Genomic DNA, 22,160 nt, shown 5'->3' on the forward strand with positions numbered 1-22,160 from the left:
CGAAATTCCGGCTGTTCCTGTTTGCCGCTATCACGCATGACGTCGCGCGCGTAACGCGCCGACCGCCAACACAATAAAAATCAATCCACCGGTGGCAACCTGCTGCCAGTAAAAATTCCAGCCGACCAGCAGTAATCCATTGGCAATAAAGCTCAGCAGCACGACGCCAAGCAGCGTCCCTACGACATTGGGCCGACGGGATGGCGCGAACGTGGCACCAATAAAACTGGCGCCGATGGCGTTGAGCAGGTACGCATTACCCGACAGCGGCACCCAGGCTTTGACATTGGCCGCCAGAATCAAGCCGACGATCCCCGCAACCAACGCGGCTAAAATAAAGGCCATTGCCGTCAGCCGTTTCACCGCGACGCCAGAGTGCTGCGCCACGCTGTATTGTTCACCCATCACCCGCAGCGATCGGCCGGTAGCGCTGCGGTGTAGCAGTTGATAAAGCGCCAGCGCAACCAGAAATAACAGCCAAAGCGGCAACGGAATGGCGAGGAATGCACCGTGTCCCATCGCGGAAAAGCCCTCGGGCAGCTTTTGGCTCAGCAGATAGATCGGTTGCCCGCCGTTTGATGACAGCTGCTGCACGCTTTGTCCAATAAACAGCGTGCCCAGCGTGGCGAGAAACGGCTCCACGCCCAGCTGCGTGACTAAAAAGGCGTTAAACACCCCAACCAACAGCGCGGCAACCAACGCGGCAATCAGCGCCACGGGCAAACTGACCTGATGCAGCATCAGTGTCACCAATACCAGACAAGCAATATCGATGGCCGTGCCAACCGACAGATCAATCGCGCCAATACGTGTGACCAGCGTCATCGCCAGCGCGACAATCGCGAGCGGCGCGACGTTATTCAGCAACACGCTGCGCAGGTTAGAGGCCGTGGCGAAAGCGGGCGCGGCAATAACAAAGAACAGCAGCAGCGCTATAAAGGGCAGCACGATAGCGACGCGCAGCAAAGCGGCCTGACGCGGGCGTTGAGTGACAGGCGATATGAGAGAGTCAGACACCTTGTGTTCTCCGGGATTGGCGACGACGCATTAGCGCGGTTAACGCCACTACTAATAGAATCAATACGCCTTCGACGCCGTTGATCCAGTAACTTGAGACGTTGATAAGCTGGAAGCCGTTGGCGATTAAACTCAGGAACAGCGCGCTGATCAACGCACCGCCCAGTGTCGGCACCAGACGACGGGAAAACACCACGCCTAATAATGCAGCGGCGATCACCATTAGCAGGTTGTCGTTTGCGCCGGGTGAGCTACCGCTGAGCAGCGACACCGATGCAATCGCGGCAATGGCCGCACTCACACCGCACAACACATAGCTCAGTCCCTGATAGCGTTTGACGCCAATCCCCGCCGCATTAGCCGCCTGTGGATGGCTGCCCACGGCCTGCAAACGCAGGCCAAATGAGGTCAATCGGCTCAAGGCAATGGCGATAGAGGCCAGAATGAGAAATGACCAGCCGAGCCACGACACCGCTAAGGGCCCGTTACTTAGCAACAGATTTTGCAGGTTGCTGCTGACTGGCACCGATGCATTGCCGGTTAGCACCATCTCCAGCCCAATGGCGATGTTCATACTGGTGAGCGTTGCCAGCAGCGGTAAGATCCCCAGCCAGACAATCGCCAACGCATTAAACAGGCCCACCGCAGCGCCAGTGAAAAGCGTCAACAGCAGCGCAATAGCGATGGGCTGCCCGGCATTGAGCTGGCTGGCGAATACCGCCGCGCTCAGGCCAAGATTGGCGGCGATCGACAAATCGATGCCGCCGGTGATGCCTTGTAAACCACCGCCGCTTAACACCAGGGTTAACCCCAGCGCCAGAGTACCGACCACCGCGGTTTGTTGCAGCACATTGCCCAGATTCATTACCGTCAGGAATATCGGTGACAGCCAGGCAAACACCGCCAAAACCAGCACAATAATCAGTAAAGAAACGTGCTGCAGCCACTGCTGACCGTTTGCACGTTGCGGGGATTCAAGAGGACCAGATTGGGTAACATCGCTCATGAAGCATGCTCCGTTAACGCGCCAGTGCCAGAAGCCCAGGAGAGAATCTCCTGATGGCTGGTATGCTGTGCCGCCAGGGTAGCGACATGTTCGCCGCGCGCCAGTACCATAATGCGGTCAGCAAGCGTTTGCAGTTCCAGCAGATCGGTGGAAAACACCAGAATGAGTGCGCCATCATTGGCCAGCTGCTGCAGCGTATGATAAATCGCGGCCTTCGCGGCAATATCGACGCCCACCGTCGGTTCATCCAGCAGATATAATCGCGCGCCAGTGTTAAGCCATTTGGCCAGCACCGCTTTCTGCTGATTGCCGCCCGAGAGCTGGCGTAACGGCGCCAGCTGCCCAGGCGTGCGAATCGCCAGCTGCTGAATATTCTTTGCCACCAGTTCGCTTTCGGCCCGACGCGATACACCACCCCAGCGCAGCAAACGCTGTACCGTGGTTAAGGTCACATTGTCACGCAAGCTAAGATCCAGTGCGATACCGTTGGCTCGGCGATCTTCCGGCACAAAAGCGATACCGCGCTTCACGGCCGCATAGGGTGATGAGGGAATGCCAGCCACATTAGCCAGTTTTACCGAGCCGCTCACTGCGGTTTCCAGGCCGAAGAGTGCTCGGATCAGCGCCTTACCGCCCGATCCTAACAGGCCGGTAATGCCAATGATCTCGCCCTGTCGGCCGGTAAAGGAGACATTATGGAAACGACCAGGCGCACTAAGCGCGGCAACCTGCAGCACCTCCTGTCCGGCACGACGTGTCTGACGCGGCGTAAGTTCATGCTGCGTATCCCCTACCATTGCACCGATTAGCGCGCTGGGCGATAACTGCTCAGCCGTGAAATGCGCCACATCTTTGCCATCGCGCAGTACGGTAACGCGCTGGCACAACGTCTGTATTTCATCGAGATAGTGCGACACATAGATCAGCGCGATGCCCTGCTGCCGCATACGTTCAATCACGCGAAACAGCGCGTGCACTTCGTGACGTGCCAGCGCGGCGGTAGGCTCATCCAGCACCACCACGCGTGGCTGATGTTGCAACACGCGGCAGATTTGGACTAACTGCTGCTCTGCCACACTTAACGTGGCAATCAAGGCATTGGCATCGAGCTGCAAACCAAAGTGCTGCTGTAGCTGCTGCTGTGCCTGCTGGCGCATACGGCGCCGCTGGATAAACGGCGTGGCGAGCAAACGCGGTTCGTTGCCGAGCCATAGCGCCTCCGCCACCGTCAACGAACCGGGCAGTAACCGCTCCTGATGCACGATGGCAATCCCCTGCCGCTGCGCCTGTGCGGGTGAGGCCAACGTGAGCGGCTGACCATCCAGCGTAATGCTGCCGCGATCGGCGGCATGAATACCGCCTAACACTTTGATTAATGTCGATTTGCCGGCACCATTATGACCAATCAAGCCATGCACTTCACCGGCATGTACGCTGAGCGACACCGATTGCAGCGCGGGCACGCCATCAAATGCTTTGCTGATGCCGTGCAGGTGTAATAGCGGCGCGTTATTTGCCATCCGTTTGGCCCAGCGTTTTCTGCGCGTCAGCGGCGTTCTCTTTGGTCACCAGAATCGCTGGAACATAGGTGGCTGGCGGCAGCGAGCGATCGCCCGCCAGATATTTCGCCACATTTTGCACTGCCGTTTGACCAATCACGTACGGCTGCTGCGCGACAACCGCCGCCGCACTCGATTTTGCATCTTTAACCAGCGACACCACATCCGGGCTACCGTCAACGGCATAGGTTTTGATTTCGTTACGTCCGGCGGCATCGACAGCCTGAGTGGCGCCAATTTGCGGTACATCCCATGCCGCCCAAATCGCCTGCACCGAACCTTTTGGATATTTATTCAGTAACTGGCTGATTTGCGCATAGGCATCCTGGACCGTATTCGGGATAACATCGCGCAGTTCCGGCTGAATAATTTTAATTTTAGGATACCATTTCAGCACGGCCTTTAACTGGTCATAACGCATCGCAACCACCGGTACGCCATAGAAACCGTTAAATACCAAAATATTGCCTTCGCCGCGCAAATCATTTACCAGCTTTAAGGCTAGCTGCTCGCCAATATAAAAGTTATCTGAGGTGGTGACGTTAATACTGGATGGGCTGGCGGTATCCACGGTAAATAACGGAATACCCGCATCGCGGATTTTTTTCAGCCAGGGTTCAAGTACTGAGGCGGTACCAAGCGTTTCAATGATTGCATCGGGCTTTTGTGCAATAAGCGTCTGAATTTGAGCAATTTGCTGCGACTCCTTGCGACCGCCATCTAAGGCAATCGGCGTACCGCCAAGGCGTTTAACCTCGTCAATTTGTCCCTGATACGCTTTAAGATCCCAGTAGTGGTCGGTACCGGCTACGGTGATACCAATACGTTTTCCGGCGAGTGATGGGATTGGCTGATCTTCGGCGTGCGCGACGCCTAATAACAATGATGCCGAAGCCAACAGCAGGCCAGCCAGACGGTGCTTTTTCATTCTTAATATCCCTGGAAAAATAATAAAATGTTGTGTTGCACCTGTTTGCTGGCGCGTGAAATAAAAATTATCACAGCCATTTTTTATCCATAATGCTATTTTCAACTTAAGCTAGTCGGCAATTGATAATAGTCGGGAAGCGAATAGAGGGAGCAGCCTGCAAATTTAGCGCTTCGCTTATCAATCTATTTTAGCGAAATCGCATTCATTACTGGTAATCCATACAGATAAGGTTCAGGATGGTTGCTCATCCTGGACTAACGTCCACGGCAATTCACCCTCTATCTGAGGGCTCTTTATGAATTTTTACTCAACTGAAACCGTCTGCGCCTTAACCGGTGCCAACCGCGCAAATCTGCGTCGCTGGTTGCGCGGTGGATTGATATCAGAAAACAGTATCAGCAAGGATTGGAGCAGGCATCAGGTTGATGAAGTGCTGGCCATGATGTCATTAACCGCCGGTGGCGCGACGCTGTGGCAAATCCATCAGGAAAAAAAGGGCGAAGCGGATTGTTCATCGTCCGGCTGGCTTGCCCGACGTGGTGATATGTTGCGCCAGCTGGAATTGGGTTCCGATCGCGAACTGGCGCGTACCGTACGTAATCTGGCGGGCGATTACAGTAGCGATGACTTTATTAATATCCTGATGAAACCTCTCAATCGCTGGCTGAGAGACGATACTCGTCGCGGCGCAGCGCGTCGCCTGGCACGTTTTCACCAGGCCATTACTCACCACAGCAATTGCGTAACACGCGCATCAACGCGCCAAAAAAGCATGCCGCTGTTGCTCGAAGTGGTCAGCGTGAGCGATGAAACGGAGATTTGGCTCGAGGCGATTCGTCTTTCCGGTCAGGGATTTTGCGTTGAAATTGATCGCACATCACAGCCGATGCGGTATGGCTCGGAAAGCCGTCACGATCACCATCTATTATGGTGCGGTGCGGGGATCAGTGAAGAGCGGATGGCACAGTTCCAGCGCGGGTTGCGTGCCGGTAAAGCTGTCATGCTGAGTGGACCGGATCGCTCGGTACATCATGCTGTTACTGAGGCTCGGGTTGCCTAGCCGGTGCGTTCAGCACCGGCCATTTCTACTTTGTGTTTTCAGCACACGGCTTGGCAAAAACATCAGCGCCCTTTCTTCTTCCGGCCCGGCTGGGAAAAACGCTGACGATTGGCCGGCTTTGCACCCGCTTTTTCGCCCGTCTTCGCTCCACCTGCCGCAGGTTTTTTCGCGCCAGTGACCGGCTTCTTCTTCGCCTGCGTTTTTTGCGTTTTCTGATCTTCTGAAGATGAATCTTCAATCAGTTTGAATAGATCGATCAGTTCGTCATCGGTCAAATCACGCCACTCGCCCAGCGGAATGCCTTTCAGGCTGACGTTCATAATACGCGTACGCTCAAGCCTGGTGACTTCAAAACCGAAGTGCTTGGTCATGCGGCGAATCTGCCGGTTCAGCCCCTGAACGAGGATGATGCGGAACACAAAGGTCGATTCTTTCTTAACTTTGCATTTCTTCGTGACGGTGCCCAGCATTGGCACGCCCGCCGCCATTCCAGCAATAAATTCGTCGGTGATCGGTTTATCAACGGTAACCACGTACTCTTTTTCGTGATTGTTACCGGCGCGCAGGATCTTATTCACCAAATCGCCATGGTTGGTGAGGAAGATCAGCCCCTGAGAATCTTTATCCAGGCGACCAATCGGGAACACGCGTTTACTGTGATTAACAAAATCACCGATGTTATCGCGCTCGCCTTCTTCCATGGTGGTGATGATGCCTACCGGCTTGTTCAGCGCAATCAGCACCAGATCCTCTTCATCACGCGGCTCAATCAACTGGCCATTAACTTTGACTTCATCCCCAACAAACACCTGTGCACCGACGGCGGCACGTTTGCCGTTAATGAAAACGTTGCCTTGTTCGATATAACGATCGGCATCCCGGCGCGAGCAGATTCCGCTCTCGCTGATGTATTTATTCAGGCGTGTGGATGAAGTAGGCAGCATGGTTCCTCCGAAAAAAAACGGACTATACAGCAACCTGGGGCGTTATGGGGAGTGTTGATTGCTGGTCAATTAACGCCAGGCACCACAACCTGCAATTTATGTGCAGCGGGAATGATGATGGCTGATTTCACCGCCATAACCCAAGACGCGCACTTCCTCGCCGGTGATTTCCACCACCGCAAAGGGGATTGATTCCGCTCCATCCAGCATCCCTTTTAGGGTATAAAAGCCTGTTTGACCGATGCGCGCATAGCTGCCGCGATGATCGTGTCCGGTAAAACGCCCATGTATGTTGTAACTAGAAAGCAGTTCTGCCAATTCACTACCGTTTAATAAGTTGTGGCTGTTATGCGGTGCCAGCGGATAGTGCCCAAACACCACCACGTTCTCCCCCTGCTGCTGCGCCTGTTGTAGCTGTTGTTCGATCCATACCCTTTGCGCGGTTCCAACCGCGCCATTCCACGGCCTGGCCTGCGGTTGCTGCTGCTCCGCCAATGCCACCAGCATCGCTTCTGCTGTTGCACGATCGTCGCCGTTCATCGCGTTACAGTACAGACTGATATCGTTACCGTCATAGACAATAAAGCGCCACCCTTTCAGCGAGAAGGCGTAATAGCTTTTTGGCAGCGCGGCGGCGTCATTAAGATGCTGCGTAATGGTCTGGGCATCGTGATTGCCCAACACCACCGCATGCGGATGTTCCAGACGCTGATAAAGCGGCAGCACCGCTGCATAACTTTCCCAATGACGATCCACCAAATCGCCGAGCGTTACGACAAAATCCAGCGGCTGCTGGTTGAGTGCATCAATCGCCTGCGGCAGCTTGTGCAACGCATGACGATAGTAGAGATGTTTATCGCGGTCGGGGTCGATATCCGCATATTGCGGATCGGCAATCAGTCCAAAACGCAGCGTGTCGCTCAGCGGCGCTGAACGTACGTTTGGCAATGCATACAGCTCAGCGACATCACCCAGTAATTCACGCTGTAGTGCGGTTAGCGGATGCGGATAAGACACGGAAAGCACTCCTTAGCGAATACCGGCACGCATAAATGATTGAATAAACTGACGCTGGAAAATCAGGAACAGCACCAGCAGCGGCAATGTGGTCATCAACGTCGCTGCGCCAATCAGCGCCCACTGCACGCCCTGCTCTGGCGCAGAAAACAGCTGCAGGCCGACGGTGAGCGGCCGCACGTTAACGGAATCGGTAATCACCAGCGGCCAAAGGAAATCATTCCAATGGAAACTGATCGACACCAGCGCAAACGCGACATAAATCGGCTTCGCCAGCGGGATATAAATCTTGCGCAGAATGTAGAATCGACTGGCCCCTTCGACAATCGCCGCCTCTTCCAGCACCAGTGGAATACTTTTAAAGGTTTGCCGCAGCAGAAAGATAGCAAACGCCGAGGAGAAATACGGCAGCGCAATGCCGGTCAGCGTATCGCGAAGCCCTAAGGCGCCGATGGTCTGGTAATTATTCAGAATCAGTACGTCGGGGCTAATCATCAGCTGCAGCAGAATCAGCGCAAAGATCACTCCTGAGAATTTCAGCTGGAAACGTACCAGCGCATAGGCGGCCATCGTTGCCAGAATCAGCTGTACCACCACAATCATCAGCACCAGCAGGCTGGTATTGAGAAAGTAGCGGGCAAACGGCGCGGCGTGCCAGGCATGAATGAAGTTTTGCAGCGTAAGCGGCGACCAGAGCGCGAAGCTGGCCTGATCCGATGCTGGGTGAATTGCCACCCACAGCGCCACCAGAATAGGCAGAAACCACAGCAGCGCCGCCAAACCAATGGCGCTATTCAAACACAGGCGGCCAAACGTCATCTTTGGCTTCATTGGTAATGGGCTCGCTTATCCAGCAGGTTAAATTTGAACAGCGCAAGCGCGGCGAGGATCGCCAGCAGCACCACCGTCATGGCAGCCGCAGCCGGCATATTCCAAAAGCTGAAGGCGGTGCGATAAATATAAAACAGCAGCAGGCTACTGCTGTTATTCGGCCCGCCATTGGTCATGGCAAGTACCTGATCGACAATACGAAACGCGTTCATCGACGCATTGATCAGCACAAATAGCGTGGTCGGCATCAGCAGCGGCCACTGCACGCGACGGAAGAAATAGCGGCGCGACGCGCCCTCTATCGCAGCGGCCTCGCTGAGTCGTGGGTCGATCTGCTGCAGCGCGGCAAGATAGAAGATCATAAAAAAGCCCGCTTCGCGCCACACGGATACCGCCATCAGGCAATAGAGCGCGCTCCCTGGTTCGCCAAGCCAGTTAATCGCCGGCAGGGAAAACAGCGCCAGCAGCTTATTCAGCAAACCGAGCTGCGGCGTGTAGAAGAACAGCCAAAGGTTAGCGATGGCGATCATCGGCAACAGCGAAGGGATAAAGAACGCGGTGCGCACCAGCGCATTGGCGCGCATATGACGATTGACCGCCAGCGCCATCAACAGTGCCAGCGTCACCGCCAGCGGAATGGTGATCGCCGCATACAGCAGATTATTCCACAGCGACTGAATGAAGATATCGTCATCCAGTAGCGCAACATAGTTATCCACCCCAACAAAACGGGCGGGATGGCCATTACGTGCCGCACTGAACAGGCTCTGCCACACCGTCGCCACTGCCGGATAGTGCGTAAACAGCAGTAAAAAGCTCAGCGCCGGTAAAATCAGCAGATAGCCATACAGCTGCATTGACCCTAAGCGGGGACGACGAACCGGCGCGACGGCGAGAGGCGTACTCATGGTTATTGATACGCCTTTAACAGACGATCGGCCTGCTGCTGCGCATCTTTCAGCGCCTCGGCGGGGGTTTTCGCCTGAGTCACCGCTGCTTCAACCGCGTGGTTCAGTGCATCCTGAATCTGCACGCTGTTGTAGGTGGAGAGTTCCGGCTGCGCGTACTTCAACTGCTCACGCGCCACCAATGCCTGCGGCACCTGTTTCACGTAATCCTTCATCACCGGGGTTTCCCAGGCCGCTGGAGAAGTGGCGACATAACCGGTCGCGATACTCCAGCGCGCCGCCTGCTCGGGCGACGTTACCCAGCGGATAAATTCCATCGCGGCTTTCTGCTGTTCTGGCGAGGCATTTTTGAATACATACAGGTTGCCGCCGCCGGTTGGGCTGCCGCGCTGGGTCTTCTCTGGCAGCATCGCCACGCCGAACGGGAATGTCGCGTTGTCGCGTACGTTAGTCAGATTACCGGTGGTGGTGATCATCATCGCGGTTTTACCGCTGATAAAATCCTGCGGCGTGGTGCCCCATGCAATCGCCCCCTTCGGCGACACCTGCTCTTTTTGCCCCAGATCGGTTAACCACTGCAGGGTTTCTACGTTGCCCGGCGTGTTGAAGTTAACGGCGGTGCCTTTACCGTTATCCAGACGACCGCCGTTGGTGGCGGACAAGCCCTGGAAGTTCCAGTAGCCGTTTGGCGTGGAGGGAATTTCGATGCCCCACTGGCTGACGCCGTTGGCGTCGTTAATCGTCAGTTTCTTACTGAACGCCACCACCTGCTGCCAGTTAGCCGGCGGCGTATCGGCGTTCAAACCGGCTTTCTCAAACGCCTGTTTGTTCCAGTACATCACTACGGTAGAACGCTGGAACGGCACGCCCCACACTTTGCCGTCAATGTGACGCAGAAACGCCGGATAGAAACCGTCGATCCACTTTTTACCTTCGTCACCGGTTGCCAGATCGCTGGCCGCCACGATGGCCCCGGCATCGATCAGCGAATAGGCTTCGATATCCCCGATAACCGCCAGCTGGGGCGCATTGCCACCGCGAAACGCCGTCAAGGCTTTGGTGACGGTGGTGGCATAGTCACCGGTATACACTGGCTGAATGCTCACTTCCGGGTGCTGTTTTTGGAAATCAGCGACCAGCGCATCCACGGTGTGGCTCACTTTGCCCCCTACCGCGATCGGATAATACATTTGCAGCTTGACCGGATCGGCGGCGAAGGCAGAAGCCGCACTACAGAGCATGAAAACAGAGGCCAGACGTGAATAACGAATCGCAGACATGATATTCCCTTAAGCAAATGACAACGGTTAAACGGCGTATTTTTTCTGTGAGGCAAACATGTTGGGTTCTGCATGGGCGCAGCGCTTGCCGCTCGCGCTATAAAACAGATACTGGCGCGCGGCAGACCACTGCAATCCCACTTCACAGCCGTCGGCGAAATGGTGCATCCCCGGTACTTTGACCGTCAGCGGTTCTGCCATTCCCGCAAGCATGCACACCAAAAGCGTGTCGGCGCCCATATATTCCGCACCGATCGCTGTTGCGGTCAGTGCAGCGTGCTCCGGCGCAATCAGTTGGATATCTTCAGCCCGTAATCCCAGACTGAGCGCCGCCGCGCGATATTCCACCACCGGCGTCGAGAGATGACTTAGGTAGTGATGATTATCCCGCTGCTGCAGCGGCAGAATGTTCATTGGCGGCGCCCCAATAAACTGCGCGGCGAAGATGCTGGCAGGATTGTTATAGAGGTCGTCCGGTGTGCCGTGCTGTTCAATGCGGCCATCGTTGAGCAGAATAATGCTGTCGGCCATGCTCATCGCCTCGGTTTGATCGTGCGTCACGTAAAGCAGCGTCAACGCGAGCTTTTTCTGCAGGGCGCGGATTTCACGGCGCATGCTTTGCCGCAGTTTGGCATCCAGATTCGACAATGGCTCATCCATCAAGCACAGCGTGTTATTGGCGATGACCGCTCTGCCCAGCGCCACGCGCTGCTGCTGTCCGCCAGAGAGCTGCGAAGGCAAACGGGCGAGCAGTGTATCGAGCTCCAGCAATTGACTGACGTTATCGAGCCGGGCGGCATAGGTGTGCTGATCTTCGCCGCGCGCTTTCAGGCCAAACAGCAGGTTCTCGCGCACGTTAAGGTGCGGGAACAGCGCGTAGGATTGAAACACCATTGAAAGCTTGCGCTGCGACGGCGGTAGATGGGTGATATCGCTATGTTTGAAGTGGATCGTGCCGCCATCCGCCGTTTCCAGTCCGGCAATGGTGCGCAGCAGCGTGGATTTGCCACAGCCCGATGGGCCAAGCAGCGCGACAAAGCTCCCTTCTGCGGCGTCAAAGCTGATGTCATTCAGGGCGATTTTCTCGCCCCAGGCCTTGGTAATATGATGAAGCGACAGGTGGCTCATGCATCGGCAATCCAAAAATCAGAATGGCGGTAAGCTAGCGGAAGGAAATGAAGGATTTATGTCATTGAGATGACGCTACGGTGATGCCCCCTGACATCACCCTTCACGCACATGGCTACTGAACACCGCCTTTTGGATAATATCCACCAGGGTATTGCACAGAATAAAGGCGCAGGCGGCGAAAATGGTGGTGCCAATCACCACCGGAAAATCCCCGTCCAGCGCCGCATCAATCGCCAACCGGCCTACGCCATCCAGCCCGAACATCTTCTCCGTGACGATCGCGCCGCCCATGATCGCCGCCAGTTCCATGCCGGTTAATACCAGCACCGGACTCATCGCCGGCTTAAGTGCGTGATCAAAATAGACGCGCCATTCGCTAACGCCTTTGGCGCGCGCGGTACGAATATAATCGTGATTCAGCACTTCGAGCATGCTGGCACGAATAACGCGCTGAAAAATACCGATCTCGGCCAGCGCCAGCGTCAGCCACGGCAACAGCAAATGCCGTAACCATTGCCAGACATCCTCGCTAAACGCGACATAGCCGCCCGCCGGAAAGAGGTCGATCCCGTGCAGTGAGAGCTGATAGAAGAGAAAAAAGATAATCAGCATACCGCTCAGAAAGGTCGGCAGCGACAGCGCCGCATAGGAAAACAGCGCTAAGACGCGATCGATAAAACCCTCGCGATAGCGTGCCGCGAGCACGCCCGTTACCATAGAAATGGCCATCCATATCACTAACGCACCGCATGCCAGTGACAACGTCACCGGAGCTTTAGACAGAATCAGCTCGGTTACCGGCATCTGGAATCGAAATGAGTAGCCCAGCGCCGGTGGCCAGTGCATTAATCCCACGGCTGTCCCCTGAATTTCCGGGCCACGCCACAGGAAATAGCCAAGCTGCTGATACCAGGGATCGTTCAGATGCAGCGCGCGCGCCACCGCCGCAATGGTTTCAGGCGTAGCGTTACGCGGTGCCAGCATCACCGCCGGATCCTGATAGGCAATGCGTGTCAGCATAAAGGCGGCAATCAGCACCAGCAGCAACGTCAGAGCCGCACGCAAAATTGGTGAGACAATAGCGAAAAATTTAGCCATGAGCGCGGTCCAGATGAGGATCAAACACGTTGCGTAAGCCACTGCTTAACGAATTAAAGCCGAGTACGGTAAAAAATAGCGCCAGCGCAGGTGCCGCCAAAAACCACGGTTGTACCTGATACATCGCCGAACGTTGCACATCGGCAATCATATTGCCCAGACTGGCGGCCGGTGCCGGTACACCGACGCCAAGGAATGACAGCGTGGCTTCGGCAATAATATTGGTCGGCAGCTGAATCGCCCAGTAGACGCCCACGGTCGGCAATACCGCTGGCAAAATTTCACGCCACAAAATGTGCCAGCGCGTCATACCCATCAGCTGCGCGGCGGCAACAAACTCCTGATGACGCAGATGCAGCACCAGTCCGCGCGTAAGACGCGCGAAATAGCCCCATGAGAAAAAGGTAATCACCGCCACCACCACCCAGCCAGGATCGACCTTGGCCCCGCCGTCGCTACTGTGATTGAGCGCCAGCAAACTTAACGCAGTGACGACAAACGGAAACGACAGCACCAGATTAATCACCTGCTGGCACAGCAGATCAATACGTCCACCGCGATAGCCGCCAATCAGTCCCACCAGCAAGCCGATGATCATCGCTAACGTGGTGGCAGGAATCGCCACCAGCAGCGACACCCGCGTGCCGTATAGCGTACGGACCAACACATCGCGGCCATTATCATCCGCCCCCAGCGGAAACGCGCGCGTGGGGCCAAGCGGAATCCCCATGTCGTTTAGCGCCGTATCACGAAACTGTTCAGTTTCGCCATGCCCCAATTCGTGCGCCACCCAGGGCGCACTCAGCGCGGCAAGCACCACCAGCACCACGATAATCAGGCCACGGCGGGCACTGCCTTCTTGTACGATCCGCCGCCATATCCTCGCCGGATGCGCGGCGGGCGCGCTCGGGCTATCGATAAGTGATTGCTCCGTCATGTCACTGCTCCTCTGCCATCGCTATTCCACGCGCTTGTCCCGGAATAGCCGCCAGTAACTGTTGCGTCCACGGCTGCTGTGGACGTGAGAAGATCTGTTGACTGCTGCCCTGCTCAATAATCTCACCGTCCCTGAGTACCAACACGCGGTCGCACAACGCGGCCACGGCGGAGAGATCGTGTGAGATAAACAGCAGCGACAGCGATTGCTCGCGGCGCAAACGCATCAGCAGTTGAATAATGCGATGCTGGGTGGTGACATCCAGCGCCGACACCGCTTCATCAGCTACAATCAGCTGCGGCTTCATCGCCAGCGCCCGGGCGATAGCCACGCGTTGACGCTGTCCACCCGAAAGCTGCGCGGGATAGCGCGTGGCCAGTTCAGCGGCTAACTCAACGGTGTGCAGCAGCTGATTCACTGCCGTATGGAGTGCGCTTGCCGTCAGGGGCTGGCCGGTTTCACGCCGCGCGGTAAGCTGCAGCGGATCGCGCAGGATATCCGCTACGCGTCGCCGGGCATTAAGACTGTTGTAGGGATCCTGAAACACCATCTGCACCGCGTAACGCAGAGGATGCTGATGCAGCCCGCGTGCTTCCCCTGCCCGCTGCCAGATCTCGCCGTTCAACATTATCTCGCCCTGATCCGGCCGATCGAGCCCCACGATAATCCGTCCCAGCGTGGTTTTACCGGAGCCGGATTCGCCAACCAGACCAAGAATTTCGCCTTTGCGCAGGGAAAAAGCGATGTTTTGCAGCACCTGCTGCTGCCGTGTCACCCACAGCGAGCGTCGGACAAACGATCGGGCTAACGCCTTAACCTGCAACAGCACTTCACCCGGTACATGCGCGGGCTGCGGTGGAAACTGATGCCAACCCGCCGCCAGCAGCGCGCGGGTATACGGATGCTGCGGCGCGGCGAACAGGACGTTTTTCTCCGCTGACTCGACGATGCGGCCCTGCTGCATCACTACCACGCGATCGGCGATATCCGCCACCACGCGTAAATCGTGGCTGATAAAGATCAGGGCACAGCCGTGCTGCTGCTGCAGACGTTTTAACAGCCGCAGGATGCTGGCCTGTACCGTGACGTCCAGCGCCGTGGTCGGCTCATCGGCCACGATCAGCTTAGGGTTCAGCGCAATGGCCATGGCGATCATCACGCGTTGCCGCATCCCGCCAGAAAACTGCGCAGGACGATCGTGATAGCGCTGAGCAGCATCACGTATGCCCACCTCCTCCAGCAGCGCCAGCACGCGCGTGCGCAATGCTTTACGACGCAGCCGCTGATGCGCGCTAATCGCCTCTTCAATTTGTTGGCCGATGCTTTTCAACGGATGCAGATTACTCAGCGGATCTTGCGAAATGTAGCCAATCTGCGCCCCACGTAGCCGCCGGTAGTGCGCCGCGCTGAGATCGTTAAGCCGTATCCCATCAAACAGCCGTTCACCCTGCACCTCAGCACTGGCCGGCAACAGGCCCAACACTGCCAGCAGGCTCAGGCTCTTGCCTGAGCCGGATTCCCCGACGATCGCCAGCGTTTCCCCTGGCGCCACGGCAAAGCTCACCTGTTGAACACGTGGTGATTGCTGATGAAAGCCAATCGTTAACTGGTCAACGCACAGCAGCGGCATAGATTCCCCTTATGGCTTCACGGCGATGTTGGTGATATCAGCCTGCGTTGCCAGTGATGACCACGTCCAATGGGTGACGCGATCGGAGGTGATGGCAACGCGGCGTTTCTCAAACAGCGGAATCCACGGCAGATCGGCGGACACTAAACGATCGGCCTGCGCCCAAATTGGCCCTGGGTTATCTGAGCCGTAGGCCTGCTTCGCTAACGCGTTTAGCTGCGGATTGCTATAGCAAATGGCATAGACATTGCCACGGCCGCACGGCGCGGCATCAGAGTTCAGCCAGCCGCCCAGCAACATGCGCGTCGCCGGACCTTGCCAATCAGGCGAGGTCTGCGCCAGTGCCAGATCCCAGCGATTAGCGGGACTTTGCAGATAGGCCATAAACTGCGGTGGCGGAACCGGATTGAGGTTGAGGGTGATCCCCGCTTTCGCCAGGTCTTCCTTCAAAATAACCGCCAGGGTGCTGAACTGATTGTTGGCGCGATACACCAGATCAAAACTCAGCCCATTGGGGAGGCCCGCCTCCTGCAACAGCGCTTTGGCTTTCGCCGGGTCGCCTTTGTTATCGGCGGTGGGATAGAGATCGAGGTTCTCATGCCCTAACAGCGTGCTGGTAATAATCTGCCCCAGCGGTAGCGCCGCAATTTTCCCGCCCTGCGCCTGCACCAGGTGTGCACGATTCACCGCATAGGTCAGCGCCTGACGCACTTTCAGATTTCGCAGTGCGGTAGCGCCTGCGCTTTTCGCTTCCGGCTGGGCGTTAATGGCGATGAAGTTGGCGGCCCCGCTGTTGGCAGCGTGCAGATACGGGCTGTTTTTGATCGCGTACTGGCGGATCACCGCCTGCGGTGGCACATCCAGATAGAGCGACAAATCGGCATCACCGGCCTGAATGCGTTGCGTGACGCTGTCTTCATTGTTACCGGTGAAGCTAATCTCAATGTTATCGACATAGGCCTTGCGCGCCGGATCCTGCGCATGATTGTAATCTGCCACTTTTTTCAGCAATAGCTTCTGCCCACTTTGATACTCCGCCACGCTATAAGGCCCGCTGGAGGGGAAATGCTTACGCAGCTCCGGCGAGTCCGGATAGTATTTCGCCACAATCTCTTCCGGCAGCGGCGTGACGAAGTTCATCGACAGGATATTGAGGAAATCGTAGTTTTTGCTGTCGGAGCGCAGCACCAGCGTTTTATCATCCGGCGCGCTGACGCCGGCGATCTCGTGGGAATCAATAAAGGCCTGGGTGGCCGCTAAATCGCCGGTCGGCACCCTGGAAAAATCTTTGCAGTAGGCAGCAAAACCGGAGAAGGCGAGGTTGAAATAGTTCACGGCGGCCACCGGCTTATTGGGATCGCAGAAGCGTTTGATGGTGTAGACAAAGTCCTTCGCTACAATCGGTCGGGTGGTCGGTCCCGCGAAGTGAATGCCGTCGCGCAGATGGAAGGTATAGGTTTTGCCATCGGCGCTGACGTCCCAGGATTTGGCTAAATCCGGCACCAGCGCCGTATCGTCTTTCAGGCTTTGCGGCGATCCTGCATAGGTCACCAGCTGGCGGGTTACCGCGCGCATAATTTCCCATGAATCCACCGAGTAGCCGGTTTGCGGATCAAAGGCATCGATATCGGACTGCAGCGAGGCAATCCGCAGCGTCCCACCCGACTGCGGCACCTCTGCCGCCGTGGCATTCAGTGCGGCCGTCGCCATCAACGCCAACAGCATACTCTGGCCCGCTAGGGGCCAACGTGCTTTACGCATGACATTTCTCCTGGTTTCAATCAAAAAAACAGCCCGGACCATGGCTGCTCAGCCACGGCAAACAGCCGTTCAAGGTGTTCCGCAACGTGCGGACGATGAATGTGAATGTTTTGGCTATAAATCAACTGCCACACGCGACTGCCGCCCAATATTAAGCTGGCCAGCGCATCAACGCTTAAGGTGGCATCGGGTTGCGCTTCACTGCGCGTGATGCCCTGCGCTGCGATGCGCCAGCGCCCCTGATTGTGCGGCAGCAGCGGATCGCGAATGTCGAGGATCACCGCGTCATCCGTGGCAAAAGTACGTGCCTGTAATACGGCCTGCACATCAACAATGCGCAGCCAGCTTTCATCGCGCTGCGCACTGACGGTGACGGCGCGCGGGTTATCCACCAGCAGCGGCAACGGATCATCGACAGGACGTGAAGGAAAATGCAGGTGCCGGGTGATATCCAGCTGCAACAGAAAAGCGATTAAGCGGCGATAGCTGTCGCCATCCGGCGCATGCAGATCGTCTACCACCAACGTGCGATCGCGGCTGTAAAGCCAGTTGTCATCCGGTTGCGCGTGATAGCGGACAAACGCTTGCGCTTCACCGTGCTGCACATCGAACGCCACATAATGGTTAAGATTGCTGTGCGTCAGACGATGCTGCTGCATCGCCCACCACTGCGGCCAGCGGCTTAACGTCCCTGCTCGCCATGACGGAAAACGTTGCACCACGGCGATTTGCTGCGCCCAGGCATCCGCCGCCGGTCGCAGCTGTATCTGCCCCGGCACGGCGGGCAGCTGCAGCAGCTCCCGCTTATCCAGGTGATAGCTGCTTAACCAACTGGCGATGCCGTAGCCCAGACGACGATACAGCGTGCCCTGCGAGGCGCGCAGCGTCGCCACCGCCACGCCGCGCTGGTGAAATTCGTGCAGCTGAGCGCTCAGCAGCGCACGCATCACGCCGCGCCGGGTAAAATGCGGCAGCACGCCAACATGAGTGACGGCACTGTGTGAAACGCGCTGGCCGCCCGGCAGCGTCAGTTCACCGCTAAAACTGTTGGTGGTGCCCACCAGTTCACCCTCCAGCCAGGCGCCCCATACGCGCTGGGGTTCCAGATAGCGTTCAACCCACTGCTCCTGCGGCGTGACACCGCCCGGCAGGCCAAACATCGCCTGACGAAACGTCTGCGCGGCGGCCAGTAAGGTGGGCGCGTCATCAATTAAACGGACTTGCGGCATGATCGACGCTCTACGCTTTTTTCGGTGGCGCGTAGACGCGCGGGGTTGGCAGTTTGCCCGTCAGCACATAATCCCCCACCTCACGAATGCGGTAGCTCACCGGATCGTGCAGCGTGTGCGTGCGCACGTTACGCCAGTAAACATCCAGTCCGTAGCGATTGTCGGTTGAGCGGCCACCGGTGAGTTCAAACAGCTCATGACTGATTTTCAGCGCCACGTTATTCGCAATCACTTTGGCCTGATCGGTTAACAGCGCCAGTTCGCCCCACTGTGCTTCCGTTAACGCATCGCCAGCATGGAAAGCGGCCTGGTAGGTGCGCGCCGTCTTCTCCGCCAGCGCAATACCCGCCGCAAGTTCCGAGGCGAGTTCACCGGCCTTCAGGCGGTGATAAGGATCATCCAGCGCCTGTTCTACGCCCGACTCTGGCCACGGTCTTACGCTGGTCCGGAAATAGTGGGCGGCTTGCTTCAGCGCGCCTTCAGCGATGCCCAAATAGAAGTGCACGAAAATTAGCTGGCTGAACTGATTACGTAACGCATTACGCAGTACCGCGCTGGCGGGGTTCTGTTCCAGCCCGGTGAGACGATCCTGTGGACGTAGACGAACACGGTCAAAATCCAGCGTGCCGCTGGCGGTGAGGCGTTGTCCCAGGTTATCCCAGTCATCATTAAAGCGGATGCCGGGCTGATCGGCCGTCACCTGATACTGCACCAGCTGGTCATCAATCCAGACGGCGATCGTCATCACTTGCGACACCGCCGCGCCGGTGGCAAAGGTGCGGCGGCCGCTGACTAAGACATCGTCGCCATCCCACTCCAGCTTCAGGCGTGGATCGCGCGGATTACTAATGCTGGACTGGAACCAGCCGTGCTCAACAATGCCGCGCGCAATGAATTCCCACTGCATACGATTGCCCAGGATGTAGCTCCAGACGCCGTTCGAATAGTGATAGGCGATGAGCTGCCCCAGCGAACCGTCGGCGGCCGAGATAATGCGGCTGATCTCCAGCGCCTGCACCAGATCGACGCCGCCGCCACCCAGCGATTTCGGCACCGCCAGTTTTAACAGCCCGCTTTGGCGCAGCCAGTCGATCTCTTCAAACGGATGCTGATTAGCCCGGTCGCGCGTCTGTAAGGTGCTGGCCAGACGATCGGCCACCTGCTGTGCTACCTGCTTCCAGTGCGCGAATTCTTGCTCGCTGACGCCCTGATAAATGTCGTTGGCGTGACTCATAATAGGCCTCTGGTGATGTTATGAAGTGGAAGAAACAACGAAACCTTCGCGACGCAAAATTGCGCCGGCGCCCTCGCCAAACCACCAGGCTTCTTCCAGGTGCGGCTGGCCGGACAAAATAAAGTGGTCGATACCTAACGCGTGATAGGCTTTAATCTGGTCGGCAACCTGCTGATGGCTGCCCACCAGCGCGGTGCCAACGCCGCCGCGTACCAGCCCGTAACCGCTCCAGATATGCGGCGCGATTTCCAGCGCCCGCACGTTCTCCGGCGTGACCTGTTCGGCCTGAATAGTGTTGAGCAACGCAATCATGCGCTGCTGCCCCACCGATTCCGTGCGGCTGAGCAGCGTTTGCGCGCTATGAATGCGCTGCGGCGTGACGTTTTGCAGCAGGCGCGCGGCTTCACGCCAGGCGTCCTCTTCGCTGTCGCGACTGATGACATGAAAACGAATACCCATTGACAACGTGCGGCCCTGTACCGCCGCCGCCGCGCGGACCTCGGCCAGCCGCGGTGCGACCTGCTCCAACGGTTCTCCCCATGTCAGCCAGGTATCGGCATGGGTGGCCGCAACCTGCTGCGCCGCAGCACTGGCGCCGCCAAAAAAGACCGGCGGCACCGCCCAGGGTGACGGCAGCAGCGTCGCCTGATCCAGCTGATAATGTTCACCGTGAAAATCGAAGGGTTGCCCGTTGGCGCGCGCGGCGCTGACGCCCTTAAACGCCGCAATAAATTCGCCGCTGCGCGCGTAGCGCTGATCGTGATTGAGGCGATCGCCATAGCGCCGCTGTTCAACCGGATCGCCGCCGGTCACCACGTTGATCAGTAACCGACCCTGTGTGAGCCGCTGGAACGTGGCCGCCTGATGCGCTGCCAGCGTCGGCGAGATAAAACCAGGGCGAAAGGCAACAATAAATTTAAGACGCTCGGTGTGCTGGCTAATCGCCATGGTGCTCAGCCAGGCATCTTCGCACCAGCTGCCGGTCGGCGTTAGCACACCTTCGAAGCCCAGACGTTCAGCGCTGCGCGCGATATCAATCAGATAGTCGAGCGTGGCGGCGCGGTAATCCTGGCCAATACCGGCAATGTGCTGCGAGTCATCACCGGCACCGACGATTTCGCGGCTGTCGCCGTTGGTGGGTAAATACCAGTGCAGATGAAGGCTCATGCCTCGCTCTCCGGGTAGCGATGCGCACGCAAATCACTAAAACGCAAACCGGGGTGGTCGGCGCGCAGGCGGCGCTGACCTTCGCCCTGCAATCTTTCGCGCAGCGTCAGTGCGCGCCCATCGGGACGACGCATGCGCCCGCGTGCCTGCAGCTCCGGCGCAACCCAGCGCGCAAAATCTTCAAAGCTGCCGGGGCTGATGGCATAGGCCAGATTGAAACCATCAATGCCGGATTCATCCGCCAGTTTCTCAAGCGCATCCGCCACGGTTTGCGCACTCCCGACCAGCGTAGGATGAATGCCGCCAATGCCGATGTAGTCACTGATGTCGCCTACCGTCCACACCCGCTCAGCATCAATACGCGTTAATCCCGCCAATGCCGAACGCCCCGCATTGGTTTCGATATATTGCAATGGGGCATCCAGCGGCCAGGCGGACCAATCCACGCCGGTCCAGGCAGAGAACAGCGCCAGCGCGGCTTCCTGGCTGGTGTAACTGAGATAATCCTGGAATTTGGCGTGCGCCTTCTCATCGGTTTCATCGACCACGACGCTAACCGCCGTGATAAAGCGGATGGCCTCATCGGCGCGCCCTTCTTCTCGTGCCGCCGCGCGGATGCGATCGATATTGTTACGAATCGACTGCGCCGTGGTGCCGCCGAGAAACACCACTTCGGCATTTTGCGCGGCGAACTGACGGCCGCGATCGGAGGTGCCCGCCTGAAATAACACCGGCGTGCGCTGCGGGCTCGGTTCACTGAGATGCGCATCCGGCACGCTGAACCAGCGGCCTTTATGCCGGATAGGATGGACTTTGGCCGGATCGGTATAAACACGGGCTTGTTTGTCGCGCCGCACCGCATCCTCTTCCCACGATCTTTCCCACAGCTTGTAGGTCACCTCAAGAAACTCCTGCGCGCGCTCATAACGTTCGTCATGATCCATCTGGCGTTCGAGTCCAAGATTGCGGGCAGCTGATTCCAGTACCGAGGTGACGATATTCCATGCCACGCGCCCTTTGGTGAGATGATCGAGAGTGGTGAACTTGCGCGCCAGCAGATAGGGGTGTTCATAGGTAGTGGAAACGGTAATGCCGAACCCCAGCTGAGTGGTGACTGCGGCCATCGCCGAGACCAGCAGAAGCGGATCGTTAACCGGCGACTGGGCGGCGGTGCGCAGCGCAGCATCCGGTTTGCCTTGATAGACATCGATCTGCCCGAGCGCGTCAGCAATGAACATCGCATCAAAACCGGCGTCATCCAGCACGCGGGCAATGTGGGTCCAGTAGCCTAGCGACGTGTATTCACTGGCGCGGTCATCAGGATGGCGCCACAGTCCGGCCGAGACGTGGCCCACAACATTCATTATGAAGCCGTTAAACAGCAGAGTTTTTTTCGCGCTGACGTTACTCATCATCGGTC

General features: G+C 57.3%; 19 protein-coding genes. 1 reads left to right on the plus strand and 18 read right to left on the minus strand.

Features of this window, described 5'->3' with window-relative positions; genetic code table 11:
• Positions 1-30: 30 nt before the first annotated feature.
• From AC07WB_RS09505 to AC07WB_RS09520, 4 genes are read right to left on the minus strand one after another with little or no spacing between them, the layout of a single operon-like run.
• Positions 31-1,017, minus strand: a complete 987-nt coding sequence (locus AC07WB_RS09505) for an ABC transporter permease (RefSeq protein ID WP_345829719.1) — start codon at positions 1,015-1,017, stop codon at positions 31-33.
• Entirely contained in the window at positions 1,010-2,023 is a 1,014-nt protein-coding gene (locus AC07WB_RS09510; RefSeq protein WP_494940392.1) for an ABC transporter permease, read from the minus strand. The genes AC07WB_RS09505 and AC07WB_RS09510 overlap by 8 nt, the downstream gene beginning before the upstream one ends.
• Positions 2,020-3,543, minus strand: a complete 1,524-nt coding sequence (locus tag AC07WB_RS09515; RefSeq protein ID WP_494940393.1) for a sugar ABC transporter ATP-binding protein — start codon at positions 3,541-3,543, stop codon at positions 2,020-2,022. The genes AC07WB_RS09510 and AC07WB_RS09515 overlap by 4 nt, the downstream gene beginning before the upstream one ends.
• Positions 3,533-4,510 carry a sugar ABC transporter substrate-binding protein gene (locus tag AC07WB_RS09520; RefSeq protein WP_494940394.1) on the minus strand — a complete coding sequence of 326 codons (978 nt, stop codon included), beginning with the start codon at positions 4,508-4,510 and terminating at the stop codon, positions 3,533-3,535. The genes AC07WB_RS09515 and AC07WB_RS09520 overlap by 11 nt, the downstream gene beginning before the upstream one ends.
• 298 nt (positions 4,511-4,808) lie before the next feature.
• Between AC07WB_RS09520 and AC07WB_RS09525 the strand changes: the two genes are divergently transcribed.
• Entirely contained in the window at positions 4,809-5,573 is a 765-nt protein-coding gene (locus tag AC07WB_RS09525) for a hypothetical protein (protein WP_345829716.1), read from the plus strand.
• Positions 5,574-5,635: 62 nt separating this feature from the next.
• On the opposite strand, the gene rluF is transcribed toward AC07WB_RS09525, so the two are convergent.
• The 14 genes from rluF to AC07WB_RS09595 all read right to left on the minus strand — a co-directional run bounded on the left by rluF (position 5,636) and on the right by AC07WB_RS09595 (position 22,152).
• Positions 5,636-6,517: a 23S rRNA pseudouridine(2604) synthase RluF gene (rluF, locus tag AC07WB_RS09530; RefSeq protein ID WP_494940395.1), complete on the minus strand. Its 882-nt coding sequence runs from the start codon at positions 6,515-6,517 to the stop codon at positions 5,636-5,638.
• 96 nt (positions 6,518-6,613) lie between these two features.
• A complete protein-coding gene (locus AC07WB_RS09535; RefSeq protein ID WP_494940396.1) occupies positions 6,614-7,534 on the minus strand; it encodes a metallophosphoesterase in 921 nt (306 codons plus the stop codon).
• Positions 7,535-7,546: 12 nt separating this feature from the next.
• Positions 7,547-8,365 carry a carbohydrate ABC transporter permease gene (locus tag AC07WB_RS09540; protein ID WP_494940397.1) on the minus strand — a complete coding sequence of 273 codons (819 nt, stop codon included), beginning with the start codon at positions 8,363-8,365 and terminating at the stop codon, positions 7,547-7,549.
• Entirely contained in the window at positions 8,362-9,273 is a 912-nt protein-coding gene (locus AC07WB_RS09545; RefSeq protein WP_494940398.1) for a carbohydrate ABC transporter permease, read from the minus strand. Before AC07WB_RS09545 ends, AC07WB_RS09540 begins: the two co-directional genes overlap by 4 nt.
• Before the next feature lie 2 nt (positions 9,274-9,275).
• Positions 9,276-10,553, minus strand: coding sequence for an ABC transporter substrate-binding protein (locus tag AC07WB_RS09550; RefSeq protein ID WP_097097300.1), 1,278 nt, complete (start codon positions 10,551-10,553; stop codon positions 9,276-9,278).
• A 27-nt stretch (positions 10,554-10,580) separates the two neighbouring features.
• Positions 10,581-11,681, minus strand: a complete 1,101-nt coding sequence (locus AC07WB_RS09555; RefSeq protein WP_494940399.1) for an ABC transporter ATP-binding protein — start codon at positions 11,679-11,681, stop codon at positions 10,581-10,583.
• 96 nt (positions 11,682-11,777) lie between these two features.
• Positions 11,778-12,782, minus strand: coding sequence for an ABC transporter permease (locus AC07WB_RS09560; protein WP_097097298.1), 1,005 nt, complete (start codon positions 12,780-12,782; stop codon positions 11,778-11,780).
• Positions 12,775-13,719, minus strand: a complete 945-nt coding sequence (locus AC07WB_RS09565; RefSeq protein WP_345829707.1) for an ABC transporter permease — start codon at positions 13,717-13,719, stop codon at positions 12,775-12,777. The genes AC07WB_RS09560 and AC07WB_RS09565 overlap by 8 nt, the downstream gene beginning before the upstream one ends.
• A 1-nt stretch (position 13,720) precedes the next feature.
• Positions 13,721-15,349, minus strand: coding sequence for a dipeptide ABC transporter ATP-binding protein (locus tag AC07WB_RS09570; RefSeq protein ID WP_494940400.1), 1,629 nt, complete (start codon positions 15,347-15,349; stop codon positions 13,721-13,723).
• A 9-nt stretch (positions 15,350-15,358) separates the two neighbouring features.
• Positions 15,359-17,110 carry an ABC transporter substrate-binding protein gene (locus AC07WB_RS09575; RefSeq protein ID WP_494940401.1) on the minus strand — a complete coding sequence of 584 codons (1,752 nt, stop codon included), beginning with the start codon at positions 17,108-17,110 and terminating at the stop codon, positions 15,359-15,361.
• A gap of 20 nt (positions 17,111-17,130) precedes the next feature.
• The gene (locus AC07WB_RS09580; protein ID WP_097097295.1) at positions 17,131-18,339 is read right to left on the minus strand and encodes a GNAT family N-acetyltransferase; all 1,209 of its coding nucleotides are present in this window, start codon (positions 18,337-18,339) and stop codon (positions 17,131-17,133) included.
• 10 nt (positions 18,340-18,349) lie between these two features.
• The gene (locus AC07WB_RS09585) at positions 18,350-19,573 is read right to left on the minus strand and encodes an acyl-CoA dehydrogenase family protein (RefSeq protein ID WP_494940402.1); all 1,224 of its coding nucleotides are present in this window, start codon (positions 19,571-19,573) and stop codon (positions 18,350-18,352) included.
• 18 nt (positions 19,574-19,591) lie between these two features.
• The gene (locus AC07WB_RS09590; RefSeq protein ID WP_097097293.1) at positions 19,592-20,740 is read right to left on the minus strand and encodes an LLM class flavin-dependent oxidoreductase; all 1,149 of its coding nucleotides are present in this window, start codon (positions 20,738-20,740) and stop codon (positions 19,592-19,594) included.
• Entirely contained in the window at positions 20,737-22,152 is a 1,416-nt protein-coding gene (locus tag AC07WB_RS09595; protein WP_494940403.1) for an LLM class flavin-dependent oxidoreductase, read from the minus strand. Before AC07WB_RS09595 ends, AC07WB_RS09590 begins: the two co-directional genes overlap by 4 nt.
• Positions 22,153-22,160 lie beyond the last annotated feature (8 nt).

It is taken from the genome of Pantoea sp. GW821-FHT03E06 (assembly GCF_059420725.1).

Excerpts from the sequence above, each read along its gene's own strand:
- AC07WB_RS09515 (WP_494940393.1), bottom strand. The coding sequence starts at position 3,543 with ATGGCAAATAACGCGCCGCTATTACACCTGCACGGCATCAGCAAAGCA.
- AC07WB_RS09525 (WP_345829716.1), top strand. The coding sequence starts at position 4,809 with ATGAATTTTTACTCAACTGAAACCGTCTGCGCCTTAACCGGTGCCAAC.
- AC07WB_RS09565 (WP_345829707.1), bottom strand. The coding sequence starts at position 13,719 with ATGACGGAGCAATCACTTATCGATAGCCCGAGCGCGCCCGCCGCGCAT.
- rluF (WP_494940395.1), bottom strand. The coding sequence starts at position 6,517 with ATGCTGCCTACTTCATCCACACGCCTGAATAAATACATCAGCGAGAGC.
- AC07WB_RS09510 (WP_494940392.1), bottom strand. The coding sequence starts at position 2,023 with ATGAGCGATGTTACCCAATCTGGTCCTCTTGAATCCCCGCAACGTGCA.
- AC07WB_RS09545 (WP_494940398.1), bottom strand. The coding sequence starts at position 9,273 with ATGAGTACGCCTCTCGCCGTCGCGCCGGTTCGTCGTCCCCGCTTAGGG.
- AC07WB_RS09590 (WP_097097293.1), bottom strand. The coding sequence starts at position 20,740 with ATGAGCCTTCATCTGCACTGGTATTTACCCACCAACGGCGACAGCCGC.
- AC07WB_RS09575 (WP_494940401.1), bottom strand. The coding sequence starts at position 17,110 with ATGCGTAAAGCACGTTGGCCCCTAGCGGGCCAGAGTATGCTGTTGGCG.
- AC07WB_RS09585 (WP_494940402.1), bottom strand. The coding sequence starts at position 19,573 with ATGAGTCACGCCAACGACATTTATCAGGGCGTCAGCGAGCAAGAATTC.
- AC07WB_RS09560 (WP_097097298.1), bottom strand. The coding sequence starts at position 12,782 with ATGGCTAAATTTTTCGCTATTGTCTCACCAATTTTGCGTGCGGCTCTG.
- AC07WB_RS09555 (WP_494940399.1), bottom strand. The coding sequence starts at position 11,681 with ATGAGCCACCTGTCGCTTCATCATATTACCAAGGCCTGGGGCGAGAAA.
- AC07WB_RS09550 (WP_097097300.1), bottom strand. The coding sequence starts at position 10,553 with ATGTCTGCGATTCGTTATTCACGTCTGGCCTCTGTTTTCATGCTCTGT.
- AC07WB_RS09520 (WP_494940394.1), bottom strand. The coding sequence starts at position 4,510 with ATGAAAAAGCACCGTCTGGCTGGCCTGCTGTTGGCTTCGGCATCATTG.
- AC07WB_RS09540 (WP_494940397.1), bottom strand. The coding sequence starts at position 8,365 with ATGAAGCCAAAGATGACGTTTGGCCGCCTGTGTTTGAATAGCGCCATT.
- AC07WB_RS09595 (WP_494940403.1), bottom strand. The coding sequence starts at position 22,152 with ATGAGTAACGTCAGCGCGAAAAAAACTCTGCTGTTTAACGGCTTCATA.
- AC07WB_RS09580 (WP_097097295.1), bottom strand. The coding sequence starts at position 18,339 with ATGCCGCAAGTCCGTTTAATTGATGACGCGCCCACCTTACTGGCCGCC.
- AC07WB_RS09570 (WP_494940400.1), bottom strand. The coding sequence starts at position 15,349 with ATGCCGCTGCTGTGCGTTGACCAGTTAACGATTGGCTTTCATCAGCAA.